General features: G+C 57.2%; 21 protein-coding genes and 2 tRNA genes. 17 read left to right on the top strand and 6 right to left on the bottom strand.

Annotated elements, in window-relative coordinates:
* Window positions 1–10: 10 nt before the first annotated feature.
* From WNY39_RS01585 to WNY39_RS01570, 4 genes are all read right to left on the bottom strand, one after another.
* Window positions 11–2,275, bottom strand: a complete 2,265-nt coding sequence (locus WNY39_RS01585; protein WP_342843507.1) for a response regulator — start codon at window positions 2,273–2,275, stop codon at window positions 11–13.
* A 368-nt stretch (window positions 2,276–2,643) separates the two neighbouring features.
* Window positions 2,644–3,723, bottom strand: a complete 1,080-nt coding sequence (locus tag WNY39_RS01580) for a dihydropteroate synthase (RefSeq protein WP_342843506.1) — start codon at window positions 3,721–3,723, stop codon at window positions 2,644–2,646.
* A gap of 24 nt (window positions 3,724–3,747) precedes the next feature.
* Entirely contained in the window at window positions 3,748–4,677 is a 930-nt protein-coding gene (locus WNY39_RS01575) for a methylenetetrahydrofolate reductase (protein ID WP_342843505.1), read from the bottom strand.
* Window positions 4,678–4,720: 43 nt separating this feature from the next.
* Window positions 4,721–5,017 carry a virulence factor gene (locus WNY39_RS01570; RefSeq protein ID WP_342843504.1) on the bottom strand — a complete coding sequence of 99 codons (297 nt, stop codon included), beginning with the start codon at window positions 5,015–5,017 and terminating at the stop codon, window positions 4,721–4,723.
* A gap of 263 nt (window positions 5,018–5,280) precedes the next feature.
* Here WNY39_RS01570 and WNY39_RS01565 point away from each other — a divergent pair, with 263 nt between their 5' ends.
* The 11 genes from WNY39_RS01565 (at window position 5,281) to WNY39_RS01515 (ending at window position 15,121) form a co-directional block, all read left to right on the top strand.
* Entirely contained in the window at window positions 5,281–6,396 is a 1,116-nt protein-coding gene (locus WNY39_RS01565) for a Ppx/GppA phosphatase family protein (RefSeq protein WP_341234499.1), read from the top strand.
* Window positions 6,396–7,220: an RlmE family RNA methyltransferase gene (locus WNY39_RS01560; protein WP_342843503.1), complete on the top strand. Its 825-nt coding sequence runs from the start codon at window positions 6,396–6,398 to the stop codon at window positions 7,218–7,220. Before WNY39_RS01565 ends, WNY39_RS01560 begins: the two co-directional genes overlap by 1 nt.
* Before the next feature lie 237 nt (window positions 7,221–7,457).
* On the top strand, window positions 7,458–10,319 hold the full coding sequence (locus WNY39_RS01555) for a monovalent cation/H+ antiporter subunit A (protein ID WP_342843502.1): 2,862 nt from the start codon (window positions 7,458–7,460) through the stop codon (window positions 10,317–10,319).
* Between the two features lies 1 nt (window position 10,320).
* The gene (locus WNY39_RS01550) at window positions 10,321–10,677 is read left to right on the top strand and encodes a Na+/H+ antiporter subunit C (protein ID WP_342843501.1); all 357 of its coding nucleotides are present in this window, start codon (window positions 10,321–10,323) and stop codon (window positions 10,675–10,677) included.
* Complete coding sequence (locus WNY39_RS01545) at window positions 10,674–12,317, top strand: monovalent cation/H+ antiporter subunit D (RefSeq protein WP_342843499.1); 1,644 nt, start codon at window positions 10,674–10,676, stop codon at window positions 12,315–12,317. The genes WNY39_RS01550 and WNY39_RS01545 overlap by 4 nt, the downstream gene beginning before the upstream one ends.
* 1 nt (window position 12,318) lies before the next feature.
* Window positions 12,319–12,810, top strand: a complete 492-nt coding sequence (locus tag WNY39_RS01540) for a Na+/H+ antiporter subunit E (RefSeq protein WP_342843497.1) — start codon at window positions 12,319–12,321, stop codon at window positions 12,808–12,810.
* Window positions 12,807–13,076, top strand: a complete 270-nt coding sequence (locus WNY39_RS01535) for a K+/H+ antiporter subunit F (protein ID WP_219580533.1) — start codon at window positions 12,807–12,809, stop codon at window positions 13,074–13,076. Before WNY39_RS01540 ends, WNY39_RS01535 begins: the two co-directional genes overlap by 4 nt.
* On the top strand, window positions 13,069–13,431 hold the full coding sequence (locus WNY39_RS01530; RefSeq protein ID WP_341234493.1) for a Na+/H+ antiporter subunit G: 363 nt from the start codon (window positions 13,069–13,071) through the stop codon (window positions 13,429–13,431). The genes WNY39_RS01535 and WNY39_RS01530 overlap by 8 nt, the downstream gene beginning before the upstream one ends.
* A gap of 164 nt (window positions 13,432–13,595) precedes the next feature.
* A tRNA-Asp gene (locus WNY39_RS01525) sits at window positions 13,596–13,672 on the top strand.
* Between the two features lie 181 nt (window positions 13,673–13,853).
* A tRNA-Asp gene (locus WNY39_RS01520) sits at window positions 13,854–13,930 on the top strand.
* 267 nt (window positions 13,931–14,197) lie between these two features.
* Complete coding sequence (locus WNY39_RS01515) at window positions 14,198–15,121, top strand: hypothetical protein (protein WP_342843493.1); 924 nt, start codon at window positions 14,198–14,200, stop codon at window positions 15,119–15,121.
* 236 nt (window positions 15,122–15,357) lie between these two features.
* Here WNY39_RS01515 and WNY39_RS01510 read toward each other — a convergent pair whose 3' ends face one another.
* The gene (locus tag WNY39_RS01510) at window positions 15,358–16,734 is read right to left on the bottom strand and encodes a M20/M25/M40 family metallo-hydrolase (RefSeq protein ID WP_342843491.1); all 1,377 of its coding nucleotides are present in this window, start codon (window positions 16,732–16,734) and stop codon (window positions 15,358–15,360) included.
* 445 nt (window positions 16,735–17,179) lie between these two features.
* Between WNY39_RS01510 and hemA the strand changes: the two genes are divergently transcribed.
* From hemA to WNY39_RS01485, 5 genes are all read left to right on the top strand, one after another.
* Window positions 17,180–18,403 (top strand): 5-aminolevulinate synthase, encoded by a 1,224-nt coding sequence (gene hemA / locus WNY39_RS01505; protein WP_342843489.1) that lies wholly within the window; start codon window positions 17,180–17,182, stop codon window positions 18,401–18,403.
* Window positions 18,404–18,523: 120 nt separating this feature from the next.
* Complete coding sequence (locus WNY39_RS01500) at window positions 18,524–19,759, top strand: RodZ domain-containing protein (protein WP_342843487.1); 1,236 nt, start codon at window positions 18,524–18,526, stop codon at window positions 19,757–19,759.
* 76 nt (window positions 19,760–19,835) lie between these two features.
* On the top strand, window positions 19,836–20,957 hold the full coding sequence (ispG, locus tag WNY39_RS01495) for a flavodoxin-dependent (E)-4-hydroxy-3-methylbut-2-enyl-diphosphate synthase (protein ID WP_342843485.1): 1,122 nt from the start codon (window positions 19,836–19,838) through the stop codon (window positions 20,955–20,957).
* A 64-nt stretch (window positions 20,958–21,021) separates the two neighbouring features.
* A complete protein-coding gene (locus WNY39_RS01490; RefSeq protein ID WP_342843484.1) occupies window positions 21,022–22,176 on the top strand; it encodes a DNA cytosine methyltransferase in 1,155 nt (384 codons plus the stop codon).
* Window positions 22,173–22,712 carry a GIY-YIG nuclease family protein gene (locus WNY39_RS01485; protein ID WP_342843483.1) on the top strand — a complete coding sequence of 180 codons (540 nt, stop codon included), beginning with the start codon at window positions 22,173–22,175 and terminating at the stop codon, window positions 22,710–22,712. The genes WNY39_RS01490 and WNY39_RS01485 overlap by 4 nt, the downstream gene beginning before the upstream one ends.
* A 123-nt stretch (window positions 22,713–22,835) precedes the next feature.
* Here WNY39_RS01485 and WNY39_RS01480 read toward each other — a convergent pair whose 3' ends face one another.
* On the bottom strand, window positions 22,836–23,594 hold the full coding sequence (locus WNY39_RS01480; RefSeq protein ID WP_342843481.1) for a DsbA family protein: 759 nt from the start codon (window positions 23,592–23,594) through the stop codon (window positions 22,836–22,838).
* A 140-nt stretch (window positions 23,595–23,734) separates the two neighbouring features.
* On the opposite strand from WNY39_RS01480, the gene WNY39_RS01475 reads away from it, so the two are divergent.
* Window positions 23,735–24,877, top strand: coding sequence for an aminotransferase class I/II-fold pyridoxal phosphate-dependent enzyme (locus tag WNY39_RS01475; RefSeq protein ID WP_342843479.1), 1,143 nt, complete (start codon window positions 23,735–23,737; stop codon window positions 24,875–24,877).
* Window positions 24,878–24,906: the final 29 nt, after the last annotated feature.

Here is a 24,906-nt window from a genome sequence, read left to right as displayed (position 1 = left end):
TCTCCCGATATTATGTGCGATGTGTCTTTTCGGGCCCTTGTTTGCTATGCATCGACAGCCCCTTATTGACCGCCCGCACAAGGTCCTCCCGTCGAACGGGTTTCATCAGTCGGATATCTTCTGGTCGGAGGCCATTGCCGTGGACTGTCGCCTCGCTCGCATAACCCGACATGAACACGACAGGGAGATCGGGGCGCAATTTCCGCAGTGCTTTTGCAAGAGTTGTCCCCTGCAATTCCCCGGGCATGACGATATCCGTCAGCAGCAAGTCGATCTTGGGCTCAGAGGTGAAAATCTTGAATGCAGCGTCACCTGAGGTCGCTTGAATGACGCGATAGCCAAGTTTCGTCAGTGTCGTCTGAAGGGCCGTCAAGACGTCTGAATTATCCTCAACCAACAAGATGGTCGGGCCGCTCTCTACATCGATCTGAACGACTGGGTCTTGCGGTGCCGGCACGTTGACTTTGGCAACCTCGGAGGCCCTGAAATACAGTTTGAACGTGGTTCCAACCCCCAATTCAGAGTACACGCGAACCATGCCTTTGGATTGCGTCATGAACCCTTCAATCATCGAAAGCCCCAATCCAGATCCCGACCCAACAGGCTTGGTTGTGAAAAAGGGCTCGAAGACGTGTTTCAGGTTTTCGGTTGAGATGCCTTCGCCAGTATCACTGATGGCGACAAGCACATATTGACCGGGCTCGACCTCTTCATCGCGCAATTCCACATAGTCATCATCAATGATGACATTCGTCGTCTCAATCGTCAGGTTTCCGCCGTCTGGCATCGCGTCACGGGCATTCAAAACGAGGTTCAGAATACCTGCTTCAGCAGAGCTTGCATCGATCTCAGTTTCCCAAAGCCCGTCCAGAAGGGAGGTTTTGACGTCAATATTTGATGGTATCGTGCGCCCAATCCAATTTTTCATGTTCCGGATAAGGCTGTTGAGATCAACCGTTGTGGGTTCCAGCTGTGCCTTCCTTGCAAAGCTCAGCATGTTTCGCGTCAATTCAGCGCCCCGCAACGTCGAGGTGATGCTGTTGTTCAAAAGCTCCTTTTGATCCGCATCGGTAATCTCATCTTGAAGAAGCTCAAGATTTCCCAAGGTCACGGCGAGAAGATTATTGAAATCATGCGCAACACCACCTGTAAGATTCCCAATGGCATCCATTTTTTGACTTTTGAAAAGCTGCTCTTGGAGACGCTTTGTGTCTGTGATGTCTTGGCCAACGACCTCGTAAAGGTCGCACTCTTCATCTGATGCGTTGATCGGAGAGAAGATTTTTCGGAGCGTGCGAATTTCCCCATCAGGCATCACGTACCGCAGCTCACTAATGGCAGATTGCATTCCGTAAACCGTGTCCCGATCTGCAATGGCTTTCTGGCGGTCGTCAGGGTGAACGATCTTTCCGATCATATCGTCATCAATATCAAGTGACAAAATGTCGTCGACCTTCAGCCCGTGCATTTTTGCATAGGCTTCATCGCAGTCCACAATCTTGCCTGTTTTTCTATTGGAAACGCCGTAGCCAAGCCCGGCAAGCTCAGCCGAATGCGCGATTTGCGAATTCGTCCGGCTGAGCTGTTCATCTTTCTGTGCGATGCTTTTTATGATGTCGCTGCTTGACCTAAGCAGCGTGCCCCAATTGAAAACGTTCTGTTTCAAATATTCTGAGAACCGCGTTGGAGAGATCACATAGAAGGTCAAAATTGCCATACTATACGCAGTAGCGGTCAGCAGCTTGCCTGTCAGGCCGCCCGCGACCATTGCAATGACCTCTTTCGACGTGCCGAAAGCGATAAGAGGAAATGCAATGCCGTCTAGGCAAAGAATTGCAATGAATACGATTAAGTAGGCGATCAACCCTAGAATTGGCGACTGTGTGGCCCGCTTTATCAGCTCAAAAACATAAAGCATGATGCCCAATGCCAGAACGATCAACGTGCCACCTAAAATGATGAACGGGATTGATGTTGCAAACAGCGCGGCAGACGTACCATGCGGGTTAAGTGTGTCCGGAGAGGACAGGGTATCTGCGACCACAAACATCAGTAATATGTTGAATACATTCACCGCGACGACGAGGAAAACAATCCGTCGCAATACGAATATGTCGCGCTCTACCAGCACGAACAAAACCGAGGTCATCATGAGGGCGCCATATGCGAGGTTCCCGCCGCTGACGACAATTCCGTCGGCAATAGGCAGTGAATACAAGTTCCCCAAAAACCCACCAATGACCAAGATGATCGATAGATAGGCGTAAAAGAACACAGCGCGATATGGCTTGGGTATGAACGTTATTACCAACGCAAACCCAGAGAATAAGCACACGTGTATTGCAAATGGGAAAATCAAATTGCTTCCTATCGTTTAACTAGGCCACCAACTCTATCACAAGTTATATGCGATCAGCTATAGGTAGAGCATTTGATGATTTAGGGTGTATTGCAAGGGCATTTGGCTTTTTGAGATATGCCGTAACGGTTAAGTTTTCGTTAAGACTCTTTTGGCTCAATTGTTTTAAGCCACGGATCATTCGCGCATCGTGGCCCGTCATAATATGCGGGTACCCACAATGAAAACCCCTGAAAGACCATCGTCCATCAGGGGCTTTCCACATCAAATCATCGCGCGGAACCTTACCCCCGACGGCGTCCGCCGACACGACCTGCGCGGCCGCGGCCTTCTTGGCCGGCTTTGGGGGCGACTTTGTTGAACTTGATCCATTCGGTGCCGTTCGGGTCGCGATCATAAAGGAAGTTGGCAGCGCGGATGGCTTCCATTTCCTTGCCGGGGGTCGCTTTGGTGGACCCCAGACCGAACAGCGTCACGAATGTTTCGTCGTCGATGTCTTCGGGCAGGATGATGCCAGCGGCCATGATCAGGGCCTTGTGTTCCGCGATTTTGGTCTGGTTCACGGGCAGGGTGATCGGGTTCATGATCGCCGATGTCATGCCCGCGCCCATGGCCATTGGCAGGAACGCGTTGTTGATGCCGTGACGGTTGGGCAGGCCAAAGCTGATGTTTGACGCACCGCAGGTGGTGTTGACGCCCAGCTCCTCGCGCAGGCGGCGCACAAGGGTAAAGACCTGATGGCCTGCAGTCGCCATCGCACCGATGGGCATGACCAGCGGGTCAACGACGATATCATGGGCGGGAATGCCGAAATCAGCGGCGCGTTCCACGATCTTTTTGGCGACGTTGAACCGCACATCGGGGTCTTCGGAAATGCCGGTGTCATCGTTCGAGATCGCCACCACCGGCACGTTGTATTTTTTGACCAGCGGCAGAACCAGCTCAAGGCGTTCTTCCTCGCCGGTGACGGAGTTCAGCAAGGGGCGCCCTTCGGCAGCGGCCAGACCGTTTTCCAGCGCACCGGGAACCGAGCTGTCGATGCACAGCGGAATGTCTACGACGCGCTGTACGACCTCGATCAACTGACGCATCAGCGTGGGTTCGACAAAGTTGTTATCCGCATAGCGGGGGTCTTCGGCCATTTTATTCGAGAACACAGCGCCCGAGTTCACATCGAGGATATTCGCACCCGCCGCGGCCTGTGCAATCGCGTCCGCCTCGACGCGGCTGAAATCGTCGCGCTCCAGCTCTTCGGCCAGGATCTTGCGGCCGGTGGGGTTAATGCGCTCTCCAATAACGCAGAAGGGCTCGTCAAAGCCGATGATCGCTGTTTTAGTTTTGGATTCGACGACGGTTCTGGTCATGGTTCTTCTTTCAGTTAAACGCGTTCAGACGGCGTTGGCAGGTCGGGCAGAAGCCCCGCCGTTTTCAATGGCCCAATTGGCATTCGTCTTAATCCCGCCCAGCGGAAAGAAATGCACATTGGTGATGTTAAAGTCGGGGTTGGCGGCCTTGTGGGCGGCCAGTTCGGTGATCACGTCCGTCGGCTCGTAGGGGAGCAGCAGCTTGGTCACGTCCATCGCGCGCTTTTGCAGCACTTTCAACGACGGGCCGACACCACAGGCGATGGCGAATTTGATCAGGGTTTGCAGCTTGGCCGGACCGGCGATGCCGATGTGGATCGGCAGATCGATACCTGCTTCTTTCAGGCTGTCCGCCCATTCGATGATCGGCTGGGCCTCGAACGCGAATTGCGTGGCGATGGCCATTTTGGCGTCGGTCCGTTCTGAGAAGCCCTGCTTCCAGCGCAGCGCATCATCGACGCGCAGACGGGTGCCGTCAGTGTCGATGTCGCGGTTGCCTTCGGGGTGGCCTGCGACATGCAGCCGTTCAAACCCGTGCTTGTCAAACAGGCCTGTGTCCATCAACTGCATTGAATCGCTGAAATCACCGTGGGGTGTTGTGACGCCACCGGCCAGCAGCAGCGCTTGTTTCACGTCCGCCTCGCCCTGATACATGGCGATCCAGTTTTCCAGCGTCGCCTTGTCCTTGATGATGCGCGCCGGCATGTGCGGCATCACCTTGAAACCGTCCGCGTTCAGACGCGCAGCGGTGGCGACCATGTCTTCGATGGGCGTGCCTTCGATATGGGCGATATAGACACGGGTACCTGCGGGCAGCAGATCGCGGAAATTCTCTACTTTCTCGGCGGTGCGGGGCATCACCTCGATGGAATAATCCTGCAAGAACGCCTCGACCGCCGGGTTGGGCATGTCGGGGGCAGGGACTTCTTTGCGTCGAAAGTTGAGAAGGGCCATGAGCGTGTCTTTCATGAAAGGGATCAACGGGGGGACATTGGGGCTAGGCCCATCCGTCTTTGGCAATCAGCGCCTTGATGCGGTCGCGGTCGTATTCGGCGTCAATGCGGGCGGCTTCGGCATCGGCGACGGCGTCGGGATCGCCCTCGACCGTATAGGGGGATGCCTTGCGCCATTCGGCCAGATAGTCATCTGACCCGTCGGCACCGATCTTCATGGCGGCACGGTCAATCGCTTGTTCAAACCGTTCGGGCAATGCCCGTTTCGATCCGCGACGGCCCTTGCCGACAATCACTTGGGCAGGAATATCACGCCAATAGACGATGGTTACTTCTGGCATGGTCGATTCCTTTGACTGCACTAGCGTTTTTCTAGCGGTTGTTGATCTGTCCACGTCGCCGTTTTTCGACACTCAAAACGGCGTCTGCGACGTCATTACAGTACACAGGGCGGCCCCAAGGGGCGAGGGGCGCGCGCCCTCATAATTCTCAAGATGGTTGTGAGGTAGATTGCATAAAGCGGCGTTCACGTCGGCGTTTCCCGCTTGCCCCTAGCCCCAAGAAACACTACCTTCAGGGCAACTCGTAATGAAAGGCGCAAACCATGGCGCCACAGCGTCCCAAAGGTGCGGGCGCGCTCGATACACCGCCGGCTCTGAGCCCCGCGCCAGTTCCGCCCAGATCGACCGAACTCTATGCGGCCCTTGATCTGGGCACAAATAGTTGTCGCATGTTGATCGCTCAACCCAAGGGGAGCGGTTTCCATGTCGTCGACAGTTTCTCGAAGTCCGTCCAGCTTGGGGCGGGGCTTGAGAAGACCGGGCGATTGTCGCGCGGATCGATGACGCGCACCATTCAGGCATTGCGCATCTGTCAGCAGAAACTGCGCCGCAACAAGGTGCGCCGGATGCGTCTGGTCGCGACCGAAGCGTGCCGTCGTGCCAGCAATGGCGCGGAGTTTATGGCGCGTATCCAGCGCGAAACCGGCCTCAAGCTTGATATCATCAAACCCGAGGAAGAAGCCCAATTGGCCGTGATCTCCTGTGCGCCTTTGGTGAACCGGAAAACCCATAACCTGCTGGTGGTCGATATTGGCGGCGGGTCGACCGAACTGGTGTGGATCGACATCTCGAAAGTGCCCAAGGCCGATCGCGCGCGGTCGATCATGCGGTTGCACGGCGGGTTTCATCAGGCCAAGACCAATGTCCCCGAGGCCCGCGTGGTCGATTGGATCAGTGTGCCCTTGGGCGTGGCCACCTTGCGCGATCAGTTTTCTGACGTCGAAGACGACGCCGCGCGTTTCGCGCTGATGAGCTGGTTCTTTGAGGAAAACCTGACCGACTTTACCCCCTATCAATCCACGCAATCGCAAGATCATTTTCAGATCGTCGGCACATCAGGCACGGTCACCACTGTCGCTGCCAGCCATTTGGGGCTAAAGCGCTATGATCGGACCAAAGTTGACGGGTTGCGGATGAGCAGTGCCCAGATCGACAAGGTGATCCATTCCTATCTGGCGATGGGCCCGGGGGGGCGACGTGCCGACCCGCGTATTGGCCAAGACCGACAGGCGTTAATCATGTCAGGGGCTGCGATCTTGCAGGCCTTGATGCGGTGCTGGCCGACAAATAGATTAAGTGTTGCAGACCGTGGTCTGCGCGAGGGGCTGCTATACGCCCAGATGAGCGCGGATGGCGTTTTGGAAGAAGGACCAAGCTGATGGTTAAAACACCAACGGGCAAGACCCCGACAGGCAAGACACCAACCGGTAAAACGCCAACGGGCAATACCTCGGGCGGCAAAACCCCAACCGGCAAGAACACATCAGGGCGCGGGCAACGCGACCTGAAGGTCAAGGTAAAGTCGGCGCGCGGGCGCAAGCTAAGCTCAACCCGGTGGTTGCAGCGTCAGTTGAACGACCCATACGTGAAACGCGCCAATGCCGAAGGGTATCGTGGCCGCGCCGCCTATAAGATTATGGAGCTGGATGACAGATTCCGGTTTCTGGTGCCCGGTGCGCGCATCGTCGATTTGGGCGCTGCCCCCGGTGGCTGGTGTCAGGTCGCGGTGAAACGCTGCAATGTGCTGGGCGAGAAAAAGGGCAAAAACGTCGGCACCATTCTGGGTATCGACCTGCAAGAGATGGAACCGATTGCGGGCTGCGAGCTCCACGTTCTTGATTTCATGGAAGATGACGCCGACCAAATCGTTAAGGATTGGTTGGGCGGCAAGGCCGATGTGGTGATGTCTGACATGGCGGCGTCCAGTTCGGGACACAAACAAACCGACCACAATCGCATCATCGCGCTATGCGAGGCCGCAGCCTATTTCGCATTCGACGTGCTCGAAGAAGGCGGCACCTTTGTCGCCAAGGTTCTGGCCGGTGGGGCCGAGGGTGATCTGCAAAAGCTGCTTAAGCGTCGTTTTACCAAAGTGTTGAACATCAAGCCGCCAGCAAGCCGTCAGGACAGTTCCGAAAAATTCGTGGTCGCCACGGGCTTTAAGGGGCAATTGCCCGAGGATGAGGGCGACGCTCAACGGTGACGCATCCAAGGTCGCGGCGGGGTGGTGAAATCCACTCCACCGCCTGATTTTTGCACCAAGCAGGCCCATCGCCCCTTTAATTCGCAAGCCGTTACCCTATCTCGGATTATCGGCTGTTTGATGCGTGATGGACGTCGCGTATAGGCGACATAAAAATCGTCGAAAAAACGACGATTTGGTCGGAAAACTGTCAATTAGGGCTGGTTGTTTTGCCCCCCCTCGCTGATAATTGCGGCCATGTCTTTATTTTTGATCATTGCCCTCCCGTTTCTTGGCGCATTGCTGCCCGGTCTGATGATTCAGGCTGGTCGCCAAAGCTGCTTTATCATGACATTTCTGGTGACGGCCTCGGCCTTGATCGGGCTTGCAACCCACGCCCCCGCCGTTCTGGCAGGCGAGGTGGTGACCGCGCAGCTGAACTGGCTGCCGTCGCTGGGTCTGAACGTCAATCTGTTCCTTGATCCCTTGGGGCTGATGTTTGCGGGGCTGATCCTGGGGATTGGCCTGCTGATCATCACCTATGCGCGGTTCTATCTGTCGCGTGATGATAATATGGGCGAATTCTATACCTACCTGCTGCTGTTCCAGGGCGCGATGGTCGGGATCGTTCTGTCTGACAACATCCTGATGTTGCTGGTTTTCTGGGAACTCACCTCGCTGTCATCCTTTCTGTTGATCGGGTTTTGGAAACATACGGCTGATGGGCGCCAAGGCGCGCGGATGGCGCTGACTGTCACGGGCATGGGCGGTCTGGCGTTGATCGGCGGCATGCTTTTGCTGGGGCAGATCGCGGGCAGTTATGATCTGACCACCATCCTGGAAAACCGCGAGCTGATCCAAGCATCGCCGCTCTATGTGCCTGCGCTGATCCTGATCTTGGTCGGTTGTTTCACAAAATCCGCGCAGTTCCCGTTTCATTTCTGGTTGCCCCACGCGATGGCAGCCCCGACGCCGGTGTCGGCCTATCTGCATTCGGCCACCATGGTTAAGGCAGGCCTGTTCCTGATGGCGCGGCTGTGGCCGGTTCTGTCTGGTACGGACCTTTGGGTGATTTTGGTCTGCTCTGCCGGTTTGATCACCATGGTCTTGGGGGCGGTGATTGCGCTGTTCAAGGATGACCTTAAGGCGCTGCTGGCGTTTTCGACCGTGTCGCATCTGGGGCTGATTACGTTCCTTTTGGGGACGGGCACCGCCTTTGGCGCGATGGCAGCGGTGTTCCACATCCTGAACCACGCGAGCTTCAAGGCGGCCTTGTTTATGACGGCCGGGATTGTCGATCACGCGGTGCACACCCGCGATATGAAGCGGCTGGGGGGGCTGCGCCGCCTGATGCCGCTGACCTTTGCCGTGGCGACGATCGCGGCGCTGTCGATGGCGGGGATTCCGCTGCTTAATGGCTTCCTATCCAAGGAAATGATGCTGGAAGAGGCCTATCACACAACGCTGTTCGGCTCGCCCTATCTGGTGGCCGCGGTGGCAACGCTGGGCGCGCTGTTCTCGGCGGGGTATAGTTTTCGCTTTGTCGCCCATACGTTTTTGGGCCCGGTGCGCGATGATTATCCTGACACGCCCCATGATCCGCAGGTCGGTTTGTTGCTGCCACCTGCGTTGCTGATCATTCCGGTGATCCTGATCGGTGTCGCACCGTTTCTGGCTGAACCATTTGTAAAAATCGTGACCCAAGCGGTGATCGGCAATGCGGCCGTCGTCCCTGATGCGCATTTCAAAATCTGGCACGGGCTGGTGCCTGCGCTGTGGATGTCGGTGATCGCCGTGGTCGGTGGCCTGATCCTGCTGGCGGCATTTGCCCCGCTGGCCAGACTGTGGGCCGCCACACCGCGCCCCGAGGCCAAGGATATATTCGACCGGATCATCGCGGCGGCTGTATCGCTTGCCTATGTGGTTGCGGAGCGTTTGCACAACAATTCCTTTACCCGCTATGCCGCGATTTTCACCGCGACGGTGATCGCCATCGGCGCGCATGCGTGGTTCACGGGTGTGAATGCGGCCCCGACGCGTGACATGCTGTCGATCACGCCGGTTGGGTTTGCGGGTTGGTTGATGCTGATCCTTGCGACGGCGTTCTTGGTCACTGTCCACCATAACCGTCTGGCGACGCTGATCTTGATGGGCGTGATTGGCTTGATGGTATCGGTCGGGTTTAACTATTTCTCGGCCCCCGATCTGGCGCTCACACAAATCTCGGTCGAGGTGGTGACGATTGTGCTGTTGCTGCTGGCGCTGAACTTTTTGCCCAACGTGACGCCGGTGGAATCGACTGCGGGGCAACGCACCCGCGACATTATTCTGGCACTGGCGGGGGGCGTCGCGGCCATGGGGCTGACCTATGCGATGCTGATGTCCGATTTCCCGATCACGTCTATTTCGGAATACCACTTGGCCAATTCCTATAAGGGTGGCGGCGGCACCAATGTCGTGAACGTGATCCTCGTTGATTTCCGTGGCTTTGATACCTTTGGCGAAATCATCGTGCTGGGGATCGCGGCACTGGTGATCTATGCGCTGACCGAAACCTTGCTGGCGGGGCCTGTGCGCGCGCGTCTGCTGAACCGTGGATACGAGGAAGCCCGCGCGGGCGATGCACACCCGCTGATGATGGTTGTGCTGACCCGCGTGTTAATGCCGCTGGTTCTGATGGTTGGCGTCTTTATCTTCCTGCGCGGTCATAACGAACCAGGTGGCGGCTTTATCGCCGGTCTGGTCGTCGCGATTGCGGTGCTGATGCAATATATGGCCAGCGGGTTCAGCTGGGCAGACCGCCGCCAGCGCTATCCCTATCACGGGATCATCGGGGCAGGGGTGCTATGTGCAGGCCTGACCGGCATTGGTGCATGGTTTGCGGGCGCACCGTTCCTATCCTCGGCCTTTGGCTATTTCCGCATCCCCCCGATGGAGGAGTTCGAACTGGCCACCGCCATGGGCTTTGACCTCGGCGTATTCTTGGCCGTTGTCGGTGCGGTGATGCTGTCGCTGGAAAGCTTCTCGCGGCTGGGACGTCGCGCCGGGATCGAAGAAAGCGATTATGCCATGGATATCGACCCGTCCCGTACCGAAACAGTAACGGGAGGGGAGAGCTGATATGGAGCTTCTTGTTGCCACAGCCATCGGCGCTTTGACCGCTGCGGGTATCTATATGATCCTGCGTTTGCGCACCTTCCCCGTGATCATCGGCACATCGTTGCTAAGCTATGCGGTGAACGTGTTTTTGTTCGCCTCGGGCCGGTTGGCGTTGAACGCACCGCCCGTTTTGCGCGACGGGGTCGAGGTCTATACCGACCCGCTGCCCCAAGCGCTTGTGCTGACCGCGATTGTGATTTCGTTCGGCATGACGGCAGTGATCGTGATGATCGCGGTCGGGTCTTACCTAAGCTCGGATGACGATATGGTGAATGACCCCGATGCCCACGCGGATCAAGCCAAGGAGGAAGCGGCATGACCCATTGGCTGATTCTTCCTATCTTGGTGCCAGCCATGTTGGCGGCGCTGCTGGTTCTGGTGGCGCGGTATCACCTGACGATCCAGCGGGTCTTCTCGGTTGCCGGATCATTGGTGTTGCTCGCCCTGGCGCTTGGGCTGTTCTGGCAGGCATCAGATGGCACCGTAAGTCTGTATTTGCTGGGCAATTGGTCCGCACCGTTTGGCATTGTGTTGGTCGCTGACCGTCTGTCGACCTTGATGGTGCTGCTGACCTGTGTGCTGGCCTTGCCTGTTTTGCTGTATGCAATCGGGTCGGGCTGGGACCAGCGCGGACAGCATTTTCATCCGCTGTTCCAGTTCCAGCTTATGGGCATCATCGGGGCCTTTCTGACCGGCGATATGTTTAACCTTTTCGTGTTTTTCGAGGTTCTGTTGATCGCATCCTACGGGTTGATGATCCACGGGGGCGGGTCACGGCGGCTGCGGGCAGGGACGCAATATGTGCTTTATAACCTGCTGGGGTCGACCCTGTTCCTGTTTGCGCTTGGTTTGCTGTACGCCGAGACAGGCACGCTGAATATGGCCGATCTGGCCGTGCGTGTGGAAACGCTGGATGCGGCCAATAGCGCCGGTATCCGCGTGGCCGCGGTGTTGTTGCTGATGGTCTTTGCGGTTAAGGCGGCGATCTTGCCGCTGCATTTCTGGCTGCCTGCCAGTTATTCCGAGGCACCAGCACCGGTTGCCGCGCTGTTCGCGATCATGACCAAGGTTGGTGCCTATTGCATCATCCGCGTGTTCACCCTGGTCTTTCCCCCTGATCTTGAGATCACCCAAGGCCTGTTTGATCAGTGGTTGATCCCGGCGGCGTTGCTGACGGTGGCATTGGGCATGGTGGGTGTACTGGGGGCCAAGGGCGTTGGCCGTTTGGTCGCCTTTTCCGTTATCGGGTCCATGGGGATGTTGCTGTCCGGCGTTGCGGTGTTCACGCCCACGGGTGTGACGGCGGCGCTGTATTACGCGATCCATTCCACCTTTGCGGCTGCTGCGCTGTTCTTGCTGGTCGATGTGATCCGCTCGCGCCGCGGCGACGCAGGCAGCAGCTTTGACGTGGCCCCGCCGATTGTGGGCGGTGCGTTGGTCGCTGGCATGTTCTTTGTCGCGGCAATTGGCATGACGGGCCTGCCACCGCTGTCGGGTTTTGTCGGCAAGCTGCTGATCTTGGATGCGGCGCGGTCCTCTGACCTCATGTGGTGGATCTGGGGCACCATTCTGATCGGATCGCTGGTTGCCATCGTCGGATTTGCCCGCGCGGGCAGCGTGGTGTTCTGGAAGGCGCATCAGCCCGTCGATACGCCACCCGAAGAAACGGCAGAGCCTGAGCTGCAGACAACATCGGTACTGCCCATGGTATCCATCGGCGGATTGTTGGCGTTGCTTGTGGCCATCACGGTCGGGGCAGGGCCGGTTACCCGCGTGCTGTCGGACACGTCAGAGCAACTGTTCAATCCCGAAAGCTATATCGCGGTGGTGCTGACCACGCCGGGCAAAGTGATCAAGGACTACCACGGTGAGGCCGATCACGGCGACGACAGCCATGGCGATGACGGGTCATATGGGTCTGACGCCGTAGCCCCCGCAGCCACGAAAAAGGATAACTGATATGCGCGCACGTCTGTTTCCACATCCCCTGTTGACCGTATTGCTGGCCATCGTCTGGTGCGTCTTGGTTAACGAGGTCAAGCTGGGCACCGTGGTGTTCGGTATCATCCTTGGCCTGCTGATCCCCATTGTCACCGCCGCCTATTGGCCCGACCGCCCACCCGTCGGCAGACCGATCAAGCTGGTCTCCTATCTGCTGCTGGTGATGTGGGATATCCTTGTCGCCAATGTTGTCGTGGCGATGATCGTGCTGTTCAAAAGCAACAAGAACATGCGCCCGCACTGGGTGGTCATCCCGCTTGACCTGCGCACCCCTGAGGCGATTACGATGCTTGCAGGCACCATCACCCTGACACCGGGCACTGTCAGCGCCGACCTGTCAGAGGATGGCAAAGCGCTGCTGGTCCACGCATTGGACGCCGAAGACCCCGACGCGGTGCGCGATGACATCAAACAGCGCTACGAGCGCCGACTAAAGGAGATTTTCGAATGATCCTGATGGCTTTGAACTTTGCATTCGTCGCGGTGGCCCTGTCACAGCTTTTGGCGATGCTGCGCCTTGTCAAAGGGCCCTCGACCGGGGACCGCATTCTGGCGCTGGATACGATGGTGATCAACGCAATCGCGATGATCATCCTGCTGGGCATGCGCCTTGGCACACAGGTATATTTTGAAAGCGCGATGATCATTGCGATGCTGGGCTTTGTGTCCACCGTCGCCATCGCGCGCTTTGTCTTGCGGGGTGATATCATTGAATGATCTTGGCATAATAACCGAAGTAATCGTCGCCGCACTGCTGGTGATTGGCGCGTTTTTTACGCTGGTGGGGTCCATTGGGCTGATCAAGCTCGACAATTGCATGTCGCGGCTGCACGGCCCGACCAAGGCATCGACCTTGGGGGTAGGGGCGTTGCTTATGGCGTCGGTGGTCTATTCCTTTCAGTCCTCCGACGGGTCCGTGCATGAAATCCTGGTGATGGCGTTCCTGTTCGCCACAGCGCCCATTTCGGGCAACTTTATCGCCAAGGTGAACATGCACCGCCTGCGCAGCAACAAAGAGGCGCTACCGCCACCGCCCAAAGACCATGTCTGGGGCACATACTCCGAAAAATAATCCACGGCCCGCAGCGAAAACTGCGGGCTTTTTTCTGCGCTGTCGGGGGCAATGAAATTATTTTTGCCAAAACCCGATATCTGGTTAAAACCCCGCTTGACGGGGGCAGGGCCAGACCCTATGACCACCCAACGCTTTGAAGTTTACGACAAAGCGTGCAGTGGGCGGTTGTAGCTCAGTTGGTTAGAGTACCGGCCTGTCACGCCGGGGGTCGCGGGTTCGAGTCCCGTCAACCGCGCCACCGCTGCATTTTTCAAACATGCGCAGTCAGTTCATCCCCAAACGGGGGTGCTGACCGCGTGCGTTTTATGCTTTTGCCACCTGCCGCAATGGCCTGCGCGGCGGCATAAATATATTCCTGACATATCGACGCGTTAATCACTTGACCCCTGCGCGCCCTTGGCCTATTCCGCCCCCATCGCGCGGTTGTAGCTCAGCTGGTTAGAGTACCGGCCTGTCACGCCGGGGGTCGCGGGTTCGAGCCCCGTCAACCGCGCCACTATCTTCCCACGCGTTGGGTACGAAACGGACCACCCCTCGGGTGGTCTTTTTCGTTTGGGGGGGGGAGAGTTCATATCCGCCGATATAACGAAGTACTGCATGATGTAGGGCGCGTGGACACTGTGCGTTGGTTAGGTCTAAGGGGGCGGAAAGAGGTCATTCTCTACAGGGCCACATTTTATTTCTCAGATCACTGGGTAGCTTTGGGCTACCTGCGTTTCGTAGGGGTAGTGTATTTCTAGTGGTTCTCACTATATGTTGGGGTATGGAAAAAGAATCTGGTGAAATCCAGATACCGCAAGACCTTCCCACTAAGAGAGCACCGGTTGGATGGTTTGAAAAAAGAATCCCGGCTCGCGGGCTCAGTCTAAGCCTTGATGACGTGAAAGTGCTTTATCAAGAGCTTAGCGTGATCAATCGCAAATTCGGCGAGAGCACTATTTCGAGCTTACCTAAAGACCCAAAGATGTCTGATGAGGAGTGGGGACGCTACAAATCTTTTTTACTTGAGGACGCGTTCTGTCTCACAGTCTCGATTTCGGGGGATGAGGACCAACAATTGTACGGAGAAAATGCGGAAGTTTTTGAAAGCGATAATCTCCCGCACCCAATCCAGAAAATCTATTTCAACAACATCACCGCATGGCAGCGGCATGCGCAAAATACCAGACCGCAAAACTCAATCGAAGTCGACTTGGATTTTTCCAAACCACCGCTTCTGGACCCGTTTTCTGTTCTATCTGAACCGACTCCTAACTCGAGTAATGTTACAGTACGTGCAGATGACATGACTTTCTATAAAGCGGCACGGCAAGTCGTCGACACCAAACTCGCAAAACACCGCACATGGTATTCGGCAATCCATCGATCATTCGCTTACGATATGGGTGTGTGGTTGCTCGCCTTGCCGGCAGGTTTGGTAATTGCCACATACTATATGGATCGTTGGCTACCGATTGGTGGCGATCTGGACGCATTTCGCTGGGCGTTCTTCCTATATGCGCTTGGTATTGTGGTTCTCGGATACCGATTCCTGTCCGGATACTTGAAATGGGCTTTTCCGGTTAATGTCTTAACTGAAAACAATGACAAAGGCCTTCGGCATCGAATTGCACTTGGCGGAATACTTATATGGTTAAGTTACAAGGCCGCCGATTCAATCTACGCTTTGGTGCCGTTTGCACCCTGACAGTCAACCTCCGCTTCGGAGAAAGCTGCTCTGCAGCATGTCACGCCTCCCAAGGTTAGAAGCGCCAGTTTGTGTCTACCTTCCGAATAGCGGTTTTGTACGAAACCCTAACAGAAGGGGGGATCGTGCCAGTATGAGCGATGTGATGGGGACCGGTAATGTCAATACTGCAATTGGGCAAAGTCGTTTAATAGGGGCGGCGCAGCCATCACGCACACCACCCCCGAGCATCCTTCTTACGTCAAAGCGTCCAGTATCCGTGCCCAGCTGCGGATGCCCTTATGAAAGCTTTCCATGTCGTATTTTTCATTCGGGGAATGGATTGCGTCGTCGTCTTTGCCAAAGCCGATCAGCACCGGCGTTGTGTCCACGATCTCTTGAAAATGCCCCGCAATCGGGATCGACCCGCCGCAGCCGATATAGGCGGCGGGGATGTTCCATTCTTCGGTCAGCGCGTTGCGGGCTTTCTCGAAGGCGGGTTTGGTCGTCTCGAACACCGATCCACCGCTGGTGCCGTGGTCTTTGAAGCTGACTTTGCAGTCGACGGGCAGCATGTCGGTCACCATTTTGCGGAAACTCTCGCGGATGGCGACGGGGTCTTGATCGCCGACCAGACGAAAGCTGATTTTCGCGTGGGCTTCGGACGGCAGCACGGTTTTAAAGCCCGCGCCGGTATAGCCGCTCCACATCCCGTTGACCTCGCAGGTGGGGCGCGACCACAGCATTTCAATCGGCATGCGGTCTTGTTCGCCCGCGGGCTGTGACAGGCCCACATCGCCCAGGAATGTCGCGTGATCAAAGGCAAGGCCCTGCCACTGCGCCTGAATATCGTCGGGCAGTTCCGGCACGCCATCATAGAAACCGGGCACCGTGATGCGGCCCGTGTCGTCATGCAGCGAGGCGATGATTTTCGCCAGCACCCGCGCCGGGTTGATCGAGATGCCGCCATACATGCCCGAATGGAGGTCCAGATCGGGACCGGTGATGGTAATCTCTTCGCCCAGCAACCCGCGCAGCATGGTGACGATGGACGGCACTTTGGATTGGAACATGCCGGTGTCGCAGATCATCGCGTAATCCGCTGACAGTTCTTCGGCGTTTTCTTGCATGAAGGGGACCAGCGAGGGCGAGCCGGATTCTTCCTCTCCCTCAAGGAACATCGTGATGCGGCAGGGGAAATCACCGTTAACGGCTTTCCAAGCGCGCAGGGCCTCGACGATGGTCATCAGCTGGCCTTTGTCATCCGCCGCACCACGCGCCCGGATCACGCGGCCCTTTGCCGTGTCCTCAATCGCGGGGTCAAAGGGGTCACGGTTCCACAGCTCAAGCGGGTCAACGGGTTGCACGTCGTAATGGCCGTAAAACAGGATATGAGGCTTGTCCGCTGGCCCGTCCACATGGCCCACTACCATCGGGTGACCGGGGGTCGCGCGTTTGGTGGTGGTGATTCCGATGGCGTTCAGATCATCGACCAACCAATCGGCGGCGCGGTCACAATCGGCCTTATAGGCTGGATCGGTCGAGATCGACGGGATGCGCAGCAGTTCGAACAGACGGTCAGTTGCGGCATCCAGATCGCTGTCGATCTGGGTCAGAACATCACTTAGCGGCATGGGAGAAACCTTTCATATGCATGGAGTTTGCCGCGACCGTACCAGCGCGCCGCGCAGTGTCTAGGGGGGCAGGGGCGTTGCATGGGCCTGTGGCCGGATAGAAGAGCGGGAATAAGTTGCGCGGCCAGTTCGGGCACGGCCCGCCTGATTCCTTGGTTAATGGCGCTGTTTACCATCAGTCTTAAGTTGATTTTCGCGTGGCGGCATTAAATCAACGTCATTCGCCGACCTAATTCTATCCACGTTAACTTGATTTCGATCAACCCATGCAAGGACAAGGGGCATAGGAAGGCCATATGAAAAGGCCTAAACGAATACCTGCGACAATTGAGACAGATTAAGGCATTGAAACGAAAGTGTTAGAACTGTATTCATTCTAAAACACGAATATGGCGACTGGGTCCTACGCCTTTAAGGCCCGGTCGAGTGTTAGGAGGAAGGCGCGATGGATTACACCAAACAGCTTGAACAGGCGATTGATCGTCTGCACGAGGAAGGGCGCTATCGCACCTTTATTGATATCGAGCGCCGCAACGGGCAATTTCCACACGCCGAGTGGACGCAGCCCGATGGCGAGAAAAAAGACATCACTGTTTGGTGTGGCAATGATTACCTTGGGATGGGGCAAAACCCTATCGTGCTCCAAGCCATGCACGAAGCACTAGAAAACACTGGGGCAGGGTCCGGCGGCACGCGCAATATTTCAGGCACCACCATTTACCATAAACGTCTTGAGGCCGAGATCGCCGATCTGCACCACAAGGAAGCGGCTTTGCTGTTCACCAGCGCCTATATCGCCAATGACGCGACCCTCAGCACGTTGCCCAAGCTTTTCCCGGGCCTGATCATCTATTCCGATGCGTTAAACCATGCATCGATGATCGAAGGTGTACGACGCAACGGTGGGGCGAAACGCATTTTCCGCCACAACGATGTTGATCACCTGCGCGAATTGATCGCGGCGGACGATCCTGCCGCGCCAAAGTTGATTGCATTTGAATCAATTTACTCGATGGACGGTGATTTTGGCCCGATTGAGCAGATTTGCGACCTTGCAGATGAGGTTGGCGCGTTGACTTACATCGACGAAGTGCACGCCGTGGGCATGTATGGCCCGCGCGGCGGCGGTGTTGCGGAACGTGACAACCTGATGCACCGTCTGGACATCATTAACGGTACTTTGGCCAAGGCATACGGTGTGATGGGCGGCTATATCGCCGCGTCCGAGAAAATGTGCGACGCGATCCGTTCCTATGCACCGGGCTTTATCTTTACCACGTCATTGCCGCCCGCTGTGGCCGCAGGGGCGGCGGCATCTGTCGCCTATTTGAAGACCGCGCCCGAGCTGCGCGAGAAGCACCAACAGCAGGCCAAGATACTGAAACTACGCCTGAAAGGGTTGGGCCTGCCGATCATTGATCACGGCAGCCACATCGTGCCGGTCATCGTCGGCAACCCTGTGCACACCAAGATACTGTCGGATATGCTGCTTGAGCAGTACGGCATCTATGTGCAGCCGATCAATTTCCCAACAGTGCCCCGCGGGACAGAGCGTTTGCGCTTTACCCCGTCGCCTGTCCATGGCCCGCGCGAAATGGACGGTCTTGTTCATGCAATGGACGGTTTGTGGTCGCATTGTGCGCTGAATCGTGCCGAATTAGCCGGATAAATACGTTTTTTCTTCGTAGCCCGTTGATTTGTGTTAAGGATAACGCAAGAAACAACACATCTCGAATCGTGAAAACGGCCCGAGAAAGTGGAGCAGGCACGAAAACGACGGGACGTAGGTATGATCGGGCGTTGGGTCTCCAAGGCAAATGAGGACGAGCAAGTAGAAGCCCGCGGCTTCGACGCGTATGAGTTGCGCCTAGGTGACTTGATGCGCGGTGAGCGGGCGACGATGGGCAAATCCCTGCTTGATGTCCAACGCGAATTGCGGATCAAAGCGTCCTATATTGCTGCCATCGAAAATGCCGATCCTGATGCGTTTGACACGCCCGGTTTCATCGCCGGATATGTCCGGTCTTACGCGCGTTATCTGAACATGGACCCCGACGAGGCCTTCGCGTCTTTTTGTGCGGAGTCCGGCTTTTCTGTTGCGCATGGTATGTCCGACAAGGCATCCGTGATCAAAAAGACGCCCCGCGAAGAGCGCTTGATGCGCAAGGCGGAAAGCGACATTTTCAACCGTCCCGCCACACCCTTTACCCCAATGGGCGACAGCCTGCTCAGCCGGATTGAACCGGGTGCATTGGGGTCTGTGCTGGTGTTGGTGGCGTTGATCGGCACAATCGGCTTTGGCGGCTGGAGCGTGCTGAAAGAAGTGCAGCGCGTGCAGGTAACGCCGGTTGATGAAACACCCGTGGTCCTGTCCGACCTTGACCCGTTGGAAGGGGCGCTGAGCCCTGCGCCCAAAACATCGTCTAACGTTGTCGTGGCGCAGGATTTGACTGTGCCGCGCACGGATGCGCTGGACCGCTTGTACCGTCCCGCAGCCCTTGATGTACCTGTATTGATCGCACGTGACGCGCCGATTGCATCGATTGACCCGCACACCGTTGGCAGTTTTGTGCCGCCCGCGATGAACGATCAAGTTATTGCCGGCATCCCGTCGACCGGTGCCACGGCTGATCCTTCTTTCGTTGATTTCGCGATGCCGCAGGTTGTCGAAGATGCGGCACCCGAGCTGCGTTTGGTTGCCGCTTACCCGTCGTGGGTCCGCATCCGCGCCGCAGATGGCAAGGTGATCTTTGAAGGCATCATGAACAAGGGCGACAGCTGGGACGTGCCAGCAACGCAGGAACCGCCCATGCTGCGGACTGGCGAATCCGGTGCGTTGTATTTTGCCATGGACGGTCAGTATTACGGCCCCGTTGGCGACCGCGGCACTGTGACGTCGAACCTGCCGTTGCAGCGTCAGGCCGTCGCCGATCTGTATCAACCGGCCTTGCTGGAAGAAAACTCGGCCCTTGCGACAATGGTTGCCGAACTTCAAAACGCCACGACAACAAGCCCCACAGAATAGGCCACTTGCCATTGCAAGCGGGGCTGCGGCTGCATAGGTTGCGGGCAACGCTGATCTATTGCCAAAGGTGCTGTCCATGTCGCTGAATCACATCCGTCCTTGGCGAAATATTTACCGCCGGAAATCCCGTCAGATCATGGTTGGTAACGTCCCCGTGGGTGGCGACGCGCCGATTTCGGTGCAGACCATGACCAACACGCTGACGACCGACATCAAAGGTACCGTTGCGCAGATCCAAGCGGCCGCAGAGGCGGGGGCCGACATCGTTCGCGTGTCCGTCCCGGACGAGGCATCGTCGAAGGCGCTCAAGGAAATCGTGCGCGAAGTATCGGTGCCCATCGTTGCCGACATCCACTTCCACTATAAACGCGGGATCGAAGCCGCCGAAGCGGGGGCCGCCTGCTTGCGCATTAACCCTGGCAACATCGGCGATGAAAAGCGCGTTAAGGAAGTGATCAAAGCCGCGCGCGATCACAATTGTTCCATTCGGATTGGTGTGAACGCTGGGTCGCTGGAACGCGATCTGCTTGAGAAATACGGCGAACCTTGCCCCGATGCGATGGTCGAAAGCGGTTTGGACCACATCAAGATCCTGCAAGACAATGACTTTCACGAGTTCAAGATTAGCTGCAAAGCCTCTGACGTGTTCATGGCGGCTGCTGCATACCAACAGCTCGCCGAAGCGACCGACGCGCCGATCCATCTTGGTATTACCGAGGCAGGCGGGCTGATCAGCGGCACGGTCAAATCCGCGATTGGCATGGGGAACCTGCTGTGGATGGGCATTGGTGACACGATCCGCGTGAGCCTCTCTGCCGACCCGGTCGAAGAAGTCAAAATGGGCTTTGAAATCCTCAAATCCCTCGGCCTGCGCCATCGTGGCGTAAACATCATCAGTTGCCCGTCATGTGCGCGGCAGGGGTTTGACGTGATCAAAACCGTCGAGGCATTGGAAAAGCGGCTTGAGCATATCAAAACCCCGATGAGCCTGAGCATCATCGGCTGCGTGGTGAACGGCCCCGGAGAGGCGCTGATGACCGATGTCGGCTTTACCGGTGGCGGCAACGGGTCGGGCATGGTCTATCTGGCGGGCAAGCAGAGCCACAAGCTGGGCAATGAAGGCATGATCGAACATATCGTCGAACAGGTCGAAGCCCGCGCCGCCGTGATCGAGGCCGAAAAGCAAGCGGCAGAGTGATGCGGCGCGCCTCGGATGGCGATTTAGCCATCGACACGCAAAACCGCATTTCATACTAATAGCTATGGCTGAAACCCCCGATCATCCCCCGAAATACGCTGAATTTTTCTGCGGCGGCGGGATGGTGCGTGCTGCGTTGCAAGACCGTTGGGATTGCGTGCTGGCCAATGACATTGATGCGATGAAATGCAAGGTTTACGGGCAGAACTGGGGCACCCAAGGGCTGCATGAATGCGATATCGCGGCCCTTGATGATGCGGTTTTACGCGAACAGATCGACCTTTATTGGGCGTCCAGCCCCTGTCAGGATTTCAGCCTCGCGGGCAAAGGGCGTGGGTTGTCGGGGGCGCGCAGCGGTGTATTTTCCCATTGGGCGGAAAAGATCACTGTGGCGATCAAGGCTGGGTTCGCCCCGCGTATCATCGCCTTTGAAAACGTGGTCGGGTTGGTGTCGCGCAATGGGGGCGCTGATCTGAACACCGTCCTCGCGACCTTTGTCGGCCTTGGCTACAAGGTTGGCGCGCTCGAGATTGACGCACGCCGTTTCCTGCCGCAAAGCCGCCCCCGGTTGTTTGTGGTTTGTGTGCGGAACGATATTGATATCACGGGCCTGACGGTGCCCAAACCGTCGCACGCGTTTCACGGCAAAAAGTTGCAAAAATTTCTGGGTGCCGCGACGCGGCCGGTTCGGTCAAACTGGGTGTGGTGGAAGCTGGACGATGCGCCCGCCGCCGATCACGCGTTAGATGATGTGCTGGAAAAACGCGCGTCGATGCCTTGGTTTTCCGAGGCCGACACAGACCGCCTTATGACCCTTATGTCACCCCCAAGTCTTGAGCGTTTGCGCGTCGCCCGCAAGGCGGGGCGGACCGTGGTCGGTACGATCTACAAGCGCGGGCGGCCAGACGCGGATGGCAATGTGCGCCAACGGGCAGAGCTGCGCACAGACGGGCTGGCGGGCTGCTTGCGCACACCTGCGGGCGGATCATCGCGCCAAATTCTGTTGTTTATCAAAGGCAACAGTACCCGTGCCCGGCTCGTTTCCTCGCGCGAGGTCGCGCGGCTGATGGGGCTGGCGGACAGTTACCGGATGCCTGACACCTATAATAACGCCTACCGCGTGGCGGGCGACGGCGTGGCCGTGCCAGTGGTGCGATACCTTGATCACGCGCTATTCACGCCGATCCTCGCGCGCCGCAGTCTGGAAGCGGTGGCATGACCACCGCGCAAAGCTTTCGGGGTAGGGCGCTCAGCGCGTTGACCAATCAAATTGGCGTTTATGCGTTGTGTGATCTGGACCAGCAGCCGATTTACGTGGGCCAGTCGGTCGATGGCATTCGCACGCGGGTGCGCCGGCATCTGACCTCGGCCCGGTCGGATGTAATTGCAAACCGGCAGATTGATGTGTGGGAAATCGCCTATGTCTGGGCGTGGCCCGTGGACAGCAAAGCAGAGGTCGAACCGCTGGAACGCGCGATTTTTGCCCATTACGATGCCGAGCTGCCGCTGATGAATGGCAAGGCCATGGTGCCGGGCGAGGGTGCTGTAAACTGGCCGGAAAAACAGATCGCCCAAGTGATCGAGGAGGAGGAGCGGCAATCGCGTCTGATCCCGTCAAACCGGTTGCCCCGTCAGATCAAGCAATATGATCTGTTGGTGGATTATATCCTGACGGTGAAAGAGGCCCCGCATCTGAAACGGTCGCTTGATGCCCATTTTGCGCGGATGGTCCGCTATCATCAGCGGTTCTTGTGAGGGGGCCGATGAGGTGGTCGCGCCACTTGATGTGACGCATTAAGTTGAGCCCGCAACCATATGATTAGTATCAATAAACCTGCACATCCACCAAAGCGACGGCCACGCAGGCCAAGGCCGTCTTCAGCCGCGCTTTTCTTCCATGATGGCTTTCATCTGATCATAAGGCAGATAGCCGCGCAGCAATTCGTCTTGCATGACGAATGTGGGCGTGCCGGAGATTGAAAGCACCTGCGCCAAGGCGCGGGTTTTAGCGATCTCTGCGGTCACCTCTGCACTGTCCATCTTTTCGGTGATGGCGTCGGCATCCAGATCAAAGCTTTTGGCCAAGCGGCCCAACGAGGTCGGCGTGATATCCCCGTTAAAGCTCATCAGCGCGTCGTGGATTGATTTATAGCCCTCGTCGCCCGCGACCAGCTTGGTCGCAATTGCAAAGCGCGAGGCGACCATGGATTGCTCGCCCAGGATCGGCAGTTCTTTGACAATAAAGCGGATGTTGCCGTCGCCGTTCACCAGTTTCTCAACTTCGGAAAACGCTTTTTTGCAGTACCCGCAACGGTAATCCATGAATTCGACAATGGTGATATCGCCCTCGGGGTTGCCACCCACATAGGAATAGCCGTCGTTAAAAATCGCGTCGGCATTGTCGGATACCAGATTGAAATCCGCTTGGGCCTGCGCCTCGGCCTCTTTGGCTTGCAACTGATTCACCGCTTCCATGATCACGTGGGGGTTTTCCATCAGATAGGCGCGCACCTCGACGCCGAACTGCACACGCTCTGCGTCGGTCAATTCGGTCAAATCCATGGCTTGCGCGGACCCGCCAAGGGCCAAGGCCATCATTGCGCCGGAAAAAAGAGAAGAAGCGATCGCTTTGGTCATCTTGGAAATACTCACTGTTGTTGCGCAGCCCTTGGGCGGCTTTGGCACAGGTGGTGCGCGATTTTCGGCCATCGCACAAGGGTTGACGGCACCAACGCGGTGCGGTGAAAGGTCATTGCCCCAAGTTTAGGATTAAGCCCATGCGCATTTCAACCCGTTCTCAGGTCGATCCCTTTATCGTGATGGACGTGATGCAAGCCGCATCGGCCGCCGAAGCCGCTGGCCGTCACATTATTCACATGGAAGTCGGGCAACCCGGAACGGGCGCGCCGTCGGGCGCGACTGCTGCCTTGGCCAAGGCGATGGATCAGGGTTCGTTGGGCTACACGGTTGCCTTGGGCCTGCCAGCCTTGCGGGCGCGCATCGCGCAGATGTACGGCGAATGGTACAATGTCGATCTGGACCCGAACCGCGTGGTGATCACGTCGGGGTCTTCGGGCGGGTTTATCCTTGCCTTTACCGCGCTTTTTGACACCGGTGACAAGGTTGGCATCGGCGCGCCGGGGTACCCCAGCTACCGGCAGATCCTTAGGGCATTGGCGTTGAACCCCGTCGATTTGCCCACATCACCCGATAATCGTTATCAGCCTGTTCCGGCGGATTTCGCCGGTATGGACCTGAAGGGGCTGTTGGTCGCGTCGCCCGGAAACCCCACCGGAACAATGCTGGATCGCCCGTCAATGAAGGCGCTGATCGAGGCGACCCAAGGGCAGGGCGCGTCGTTTATCTCGGATGAGATTTACCATGGCATCGAATACGAGAAAAAGGCCGTCACCGCGCTTGAGATCACCAATAATGCCTATGTGATCAATTCGTTTTCCAAGTATTTTTCCATGACCGGCTGGCGGGTTGGCTGGATGGTTGTCCCCGAGGACCACGTGCGCGTGGTCGAGCGTATTGCGCAAAACATGTTCATCTGCGCGCCCCACGCCAGTCAGGTTGCGGCCCTTGCCGCGATGGAATGTGAGGACGAGCTGCAAGCCAACATGGATGTGTACCGCGCCAACCGGACGTTGATGATCGACGGCTTGCGTGCTGCGGGCTTCACCAGCTTTGCACCACCAGACGGGGCGTTTTATGTCTATGCTGATGTGTCCGGTATCACCGATGACAGCCGTGTTCTGGCGCGCGATATCCTTGATCGGGCAGGTGTGGCCGTCACGCCGGGCTTGGATTTTGATCCCGTTCGCGGGCATCAAACCTTGCGGTTCTCCTATGCGCGCAGCACCGCGGATATCGCCGAAGGGGTTGCACGGCTCAAGGCCTATATGGCGGCGCGCTGAAAGGCTGGTCGCGCGGGTGCGCAGGTGAT

The organism is Sulfitobacter sp. AS59, assembly GCF_038899995.1.
In the GTDB taxonomy this organism is placed as follows: Bacteria; Pseudomonadota; Alphaproteobacteria; order Rhodobacterales; family Rhodobacteraceae; genus Sulfitobacter.
Note: the sequence above shows the minus strand (reverse complement) of the source record. Positions and strands in the feature narration are given on the sequence as shown.

What these genes read in the sequence shown, in the direction of transcription:
- WNY39_RS01580 (WP_342843506.1), bottom strand. Translation starts at nt 3,723, where the DNA reads ATGACCAGAACCGTCGTCGAATCCAAAACTAAAACAGCGATCATCGGC.
- WNY39_RS01575 (WP_342843505.1), bottom strand. Translation starts at nt 4,677, where the DNA reads ATGGCCCTTCTCAACTTTCGACGCAAAGAAGTCCCTGCCCCCGACATG.
- WNY39_RS01570 (WP_342843504.1), bottom strand. Translation starts at nt 5,017, where the DNA reads ATGCCAGAAGTAACCATCGTCTATTGGCGTGATATTCCTGCCCAAGTG.
- WNY39_RS01565 (WP_341234499.1), top strand. Translation starts at nt 5,281, where the DNA reads ATGGCGCCACAGCGTCCCAAAGGTGCGGGCGCGCTCGATACACCGCCG.
- WNY39_RS01560 (WP_342843503.1), top strand. Translation starts at nt 6,396, where the DNA reads ATGGTTAAAACACCAACGGGCAAGACCCCGACAGGCAAGACACCAACC.
- WNY39_RS01555 (WP_342843502.1), top strand. Translation starts at nt 7,458, where the DNA reads ATGTCTTTATTTTTGATCATTGCCCTCCCGTTTCTTGGCGCATTGCTG.
- WNY39_RS01550 (WP_342843501.1), top strand. Translation starts at nt 10,321, where the DNA reads ATGGAGCTTCTTGTTGCCACAGCCATCGGCGCTTTGACCGCTGCGGGT.
- WNY39_RS01545 (WP_342843499.1), top strand. Translation starts at nt 10,674, where the DNA reads ATGACCCATTGGCTGATTCTTCCTATCTTGGTGCCAGCCATGTTGGCG.
- WNY39_RS01540 (WP_342843497.1), top strand. Translation starts at nt 12,319, where the DNA reads ATGCGCGCACGTCTGTTTCCACATCCCCTGTTGACCGTATTGCTGGCC.
- WNY39_RS01535 (WP_219580533.1), top strand. Translation starts at nt 12,807, where the DNA reads ATGATCCTGATGGCTTTGAACTTTGCATTCGTCGCGGTGGCCCTGTCA.
- WNY39_RS01515 (WP_342843493.1), top strand. Translation starts at nt 14,198, where the DNA reads ATGGAAAAAGAATCTGGTGAAATCCAGATACCGCAAGACCTTCCCACT.
- WNY39_RS01510 (WP_342843491.1), bottom strand. Translation starts at nt 16,734, where the DNA reads ATGCCGCTAAGTGATGTTCTGACCCAGATCGACAGCGATCTGGATGCC.
- hemA (WP_342843489.1), top strand. Translation starts at nt 17,180, where the DNA reads ATGGATTACACCAAACAGCTTGAACAGGCGATTGATCGTCTGCACGAG.
- WNY39_RS01500 (WP_342843487.1), top strand. Translation starts at nt 18,524, where the DNA reads ATGATCGGGCGTTGGGTCTCCAAGGCAAATGAGGACGAGCAAGTAGAA.
- ispG (WP_342843485.1), top strand. Translation starts at nt 19,836, where the DNA reads ATGTCGCTGAATCACATCCGTCCTTGGCGAAATATTTACCGCCGGAAA.
- WNY39_RS01490 (WP_342843484.1), top strand. Translation starts at nt 21,022, where the DNA reads ATGGCTGAAACCCCCGATCATCCCCCGAAATACGCTGAATTTTTCTGC.
- WNY39_RS01485 (WP_342843483.1), top strand. Translation starts at nt 22,173, where the DNA reads ATGACCACCGCGCAAAGCTTTCGGGGTAGGGCGCTCAGCGCGTTGACC.
- WNY39_RS01480 (WP_342843481.1), bottom strand. Translation starts at nt 23,594, where the DNA reads ATGACCAAAGCGATCGCTTCTTCTCTTTTTTCCGGCGCAATGATGGCC.
- WNY39_RS01475 (WP_342843479.1), top strand. Translation starts at nt 23,735, where the DNA reads ATGCGCATTTCAACCCGTTCTCAGGTCGATCCCTTTATCGTGATGGAC.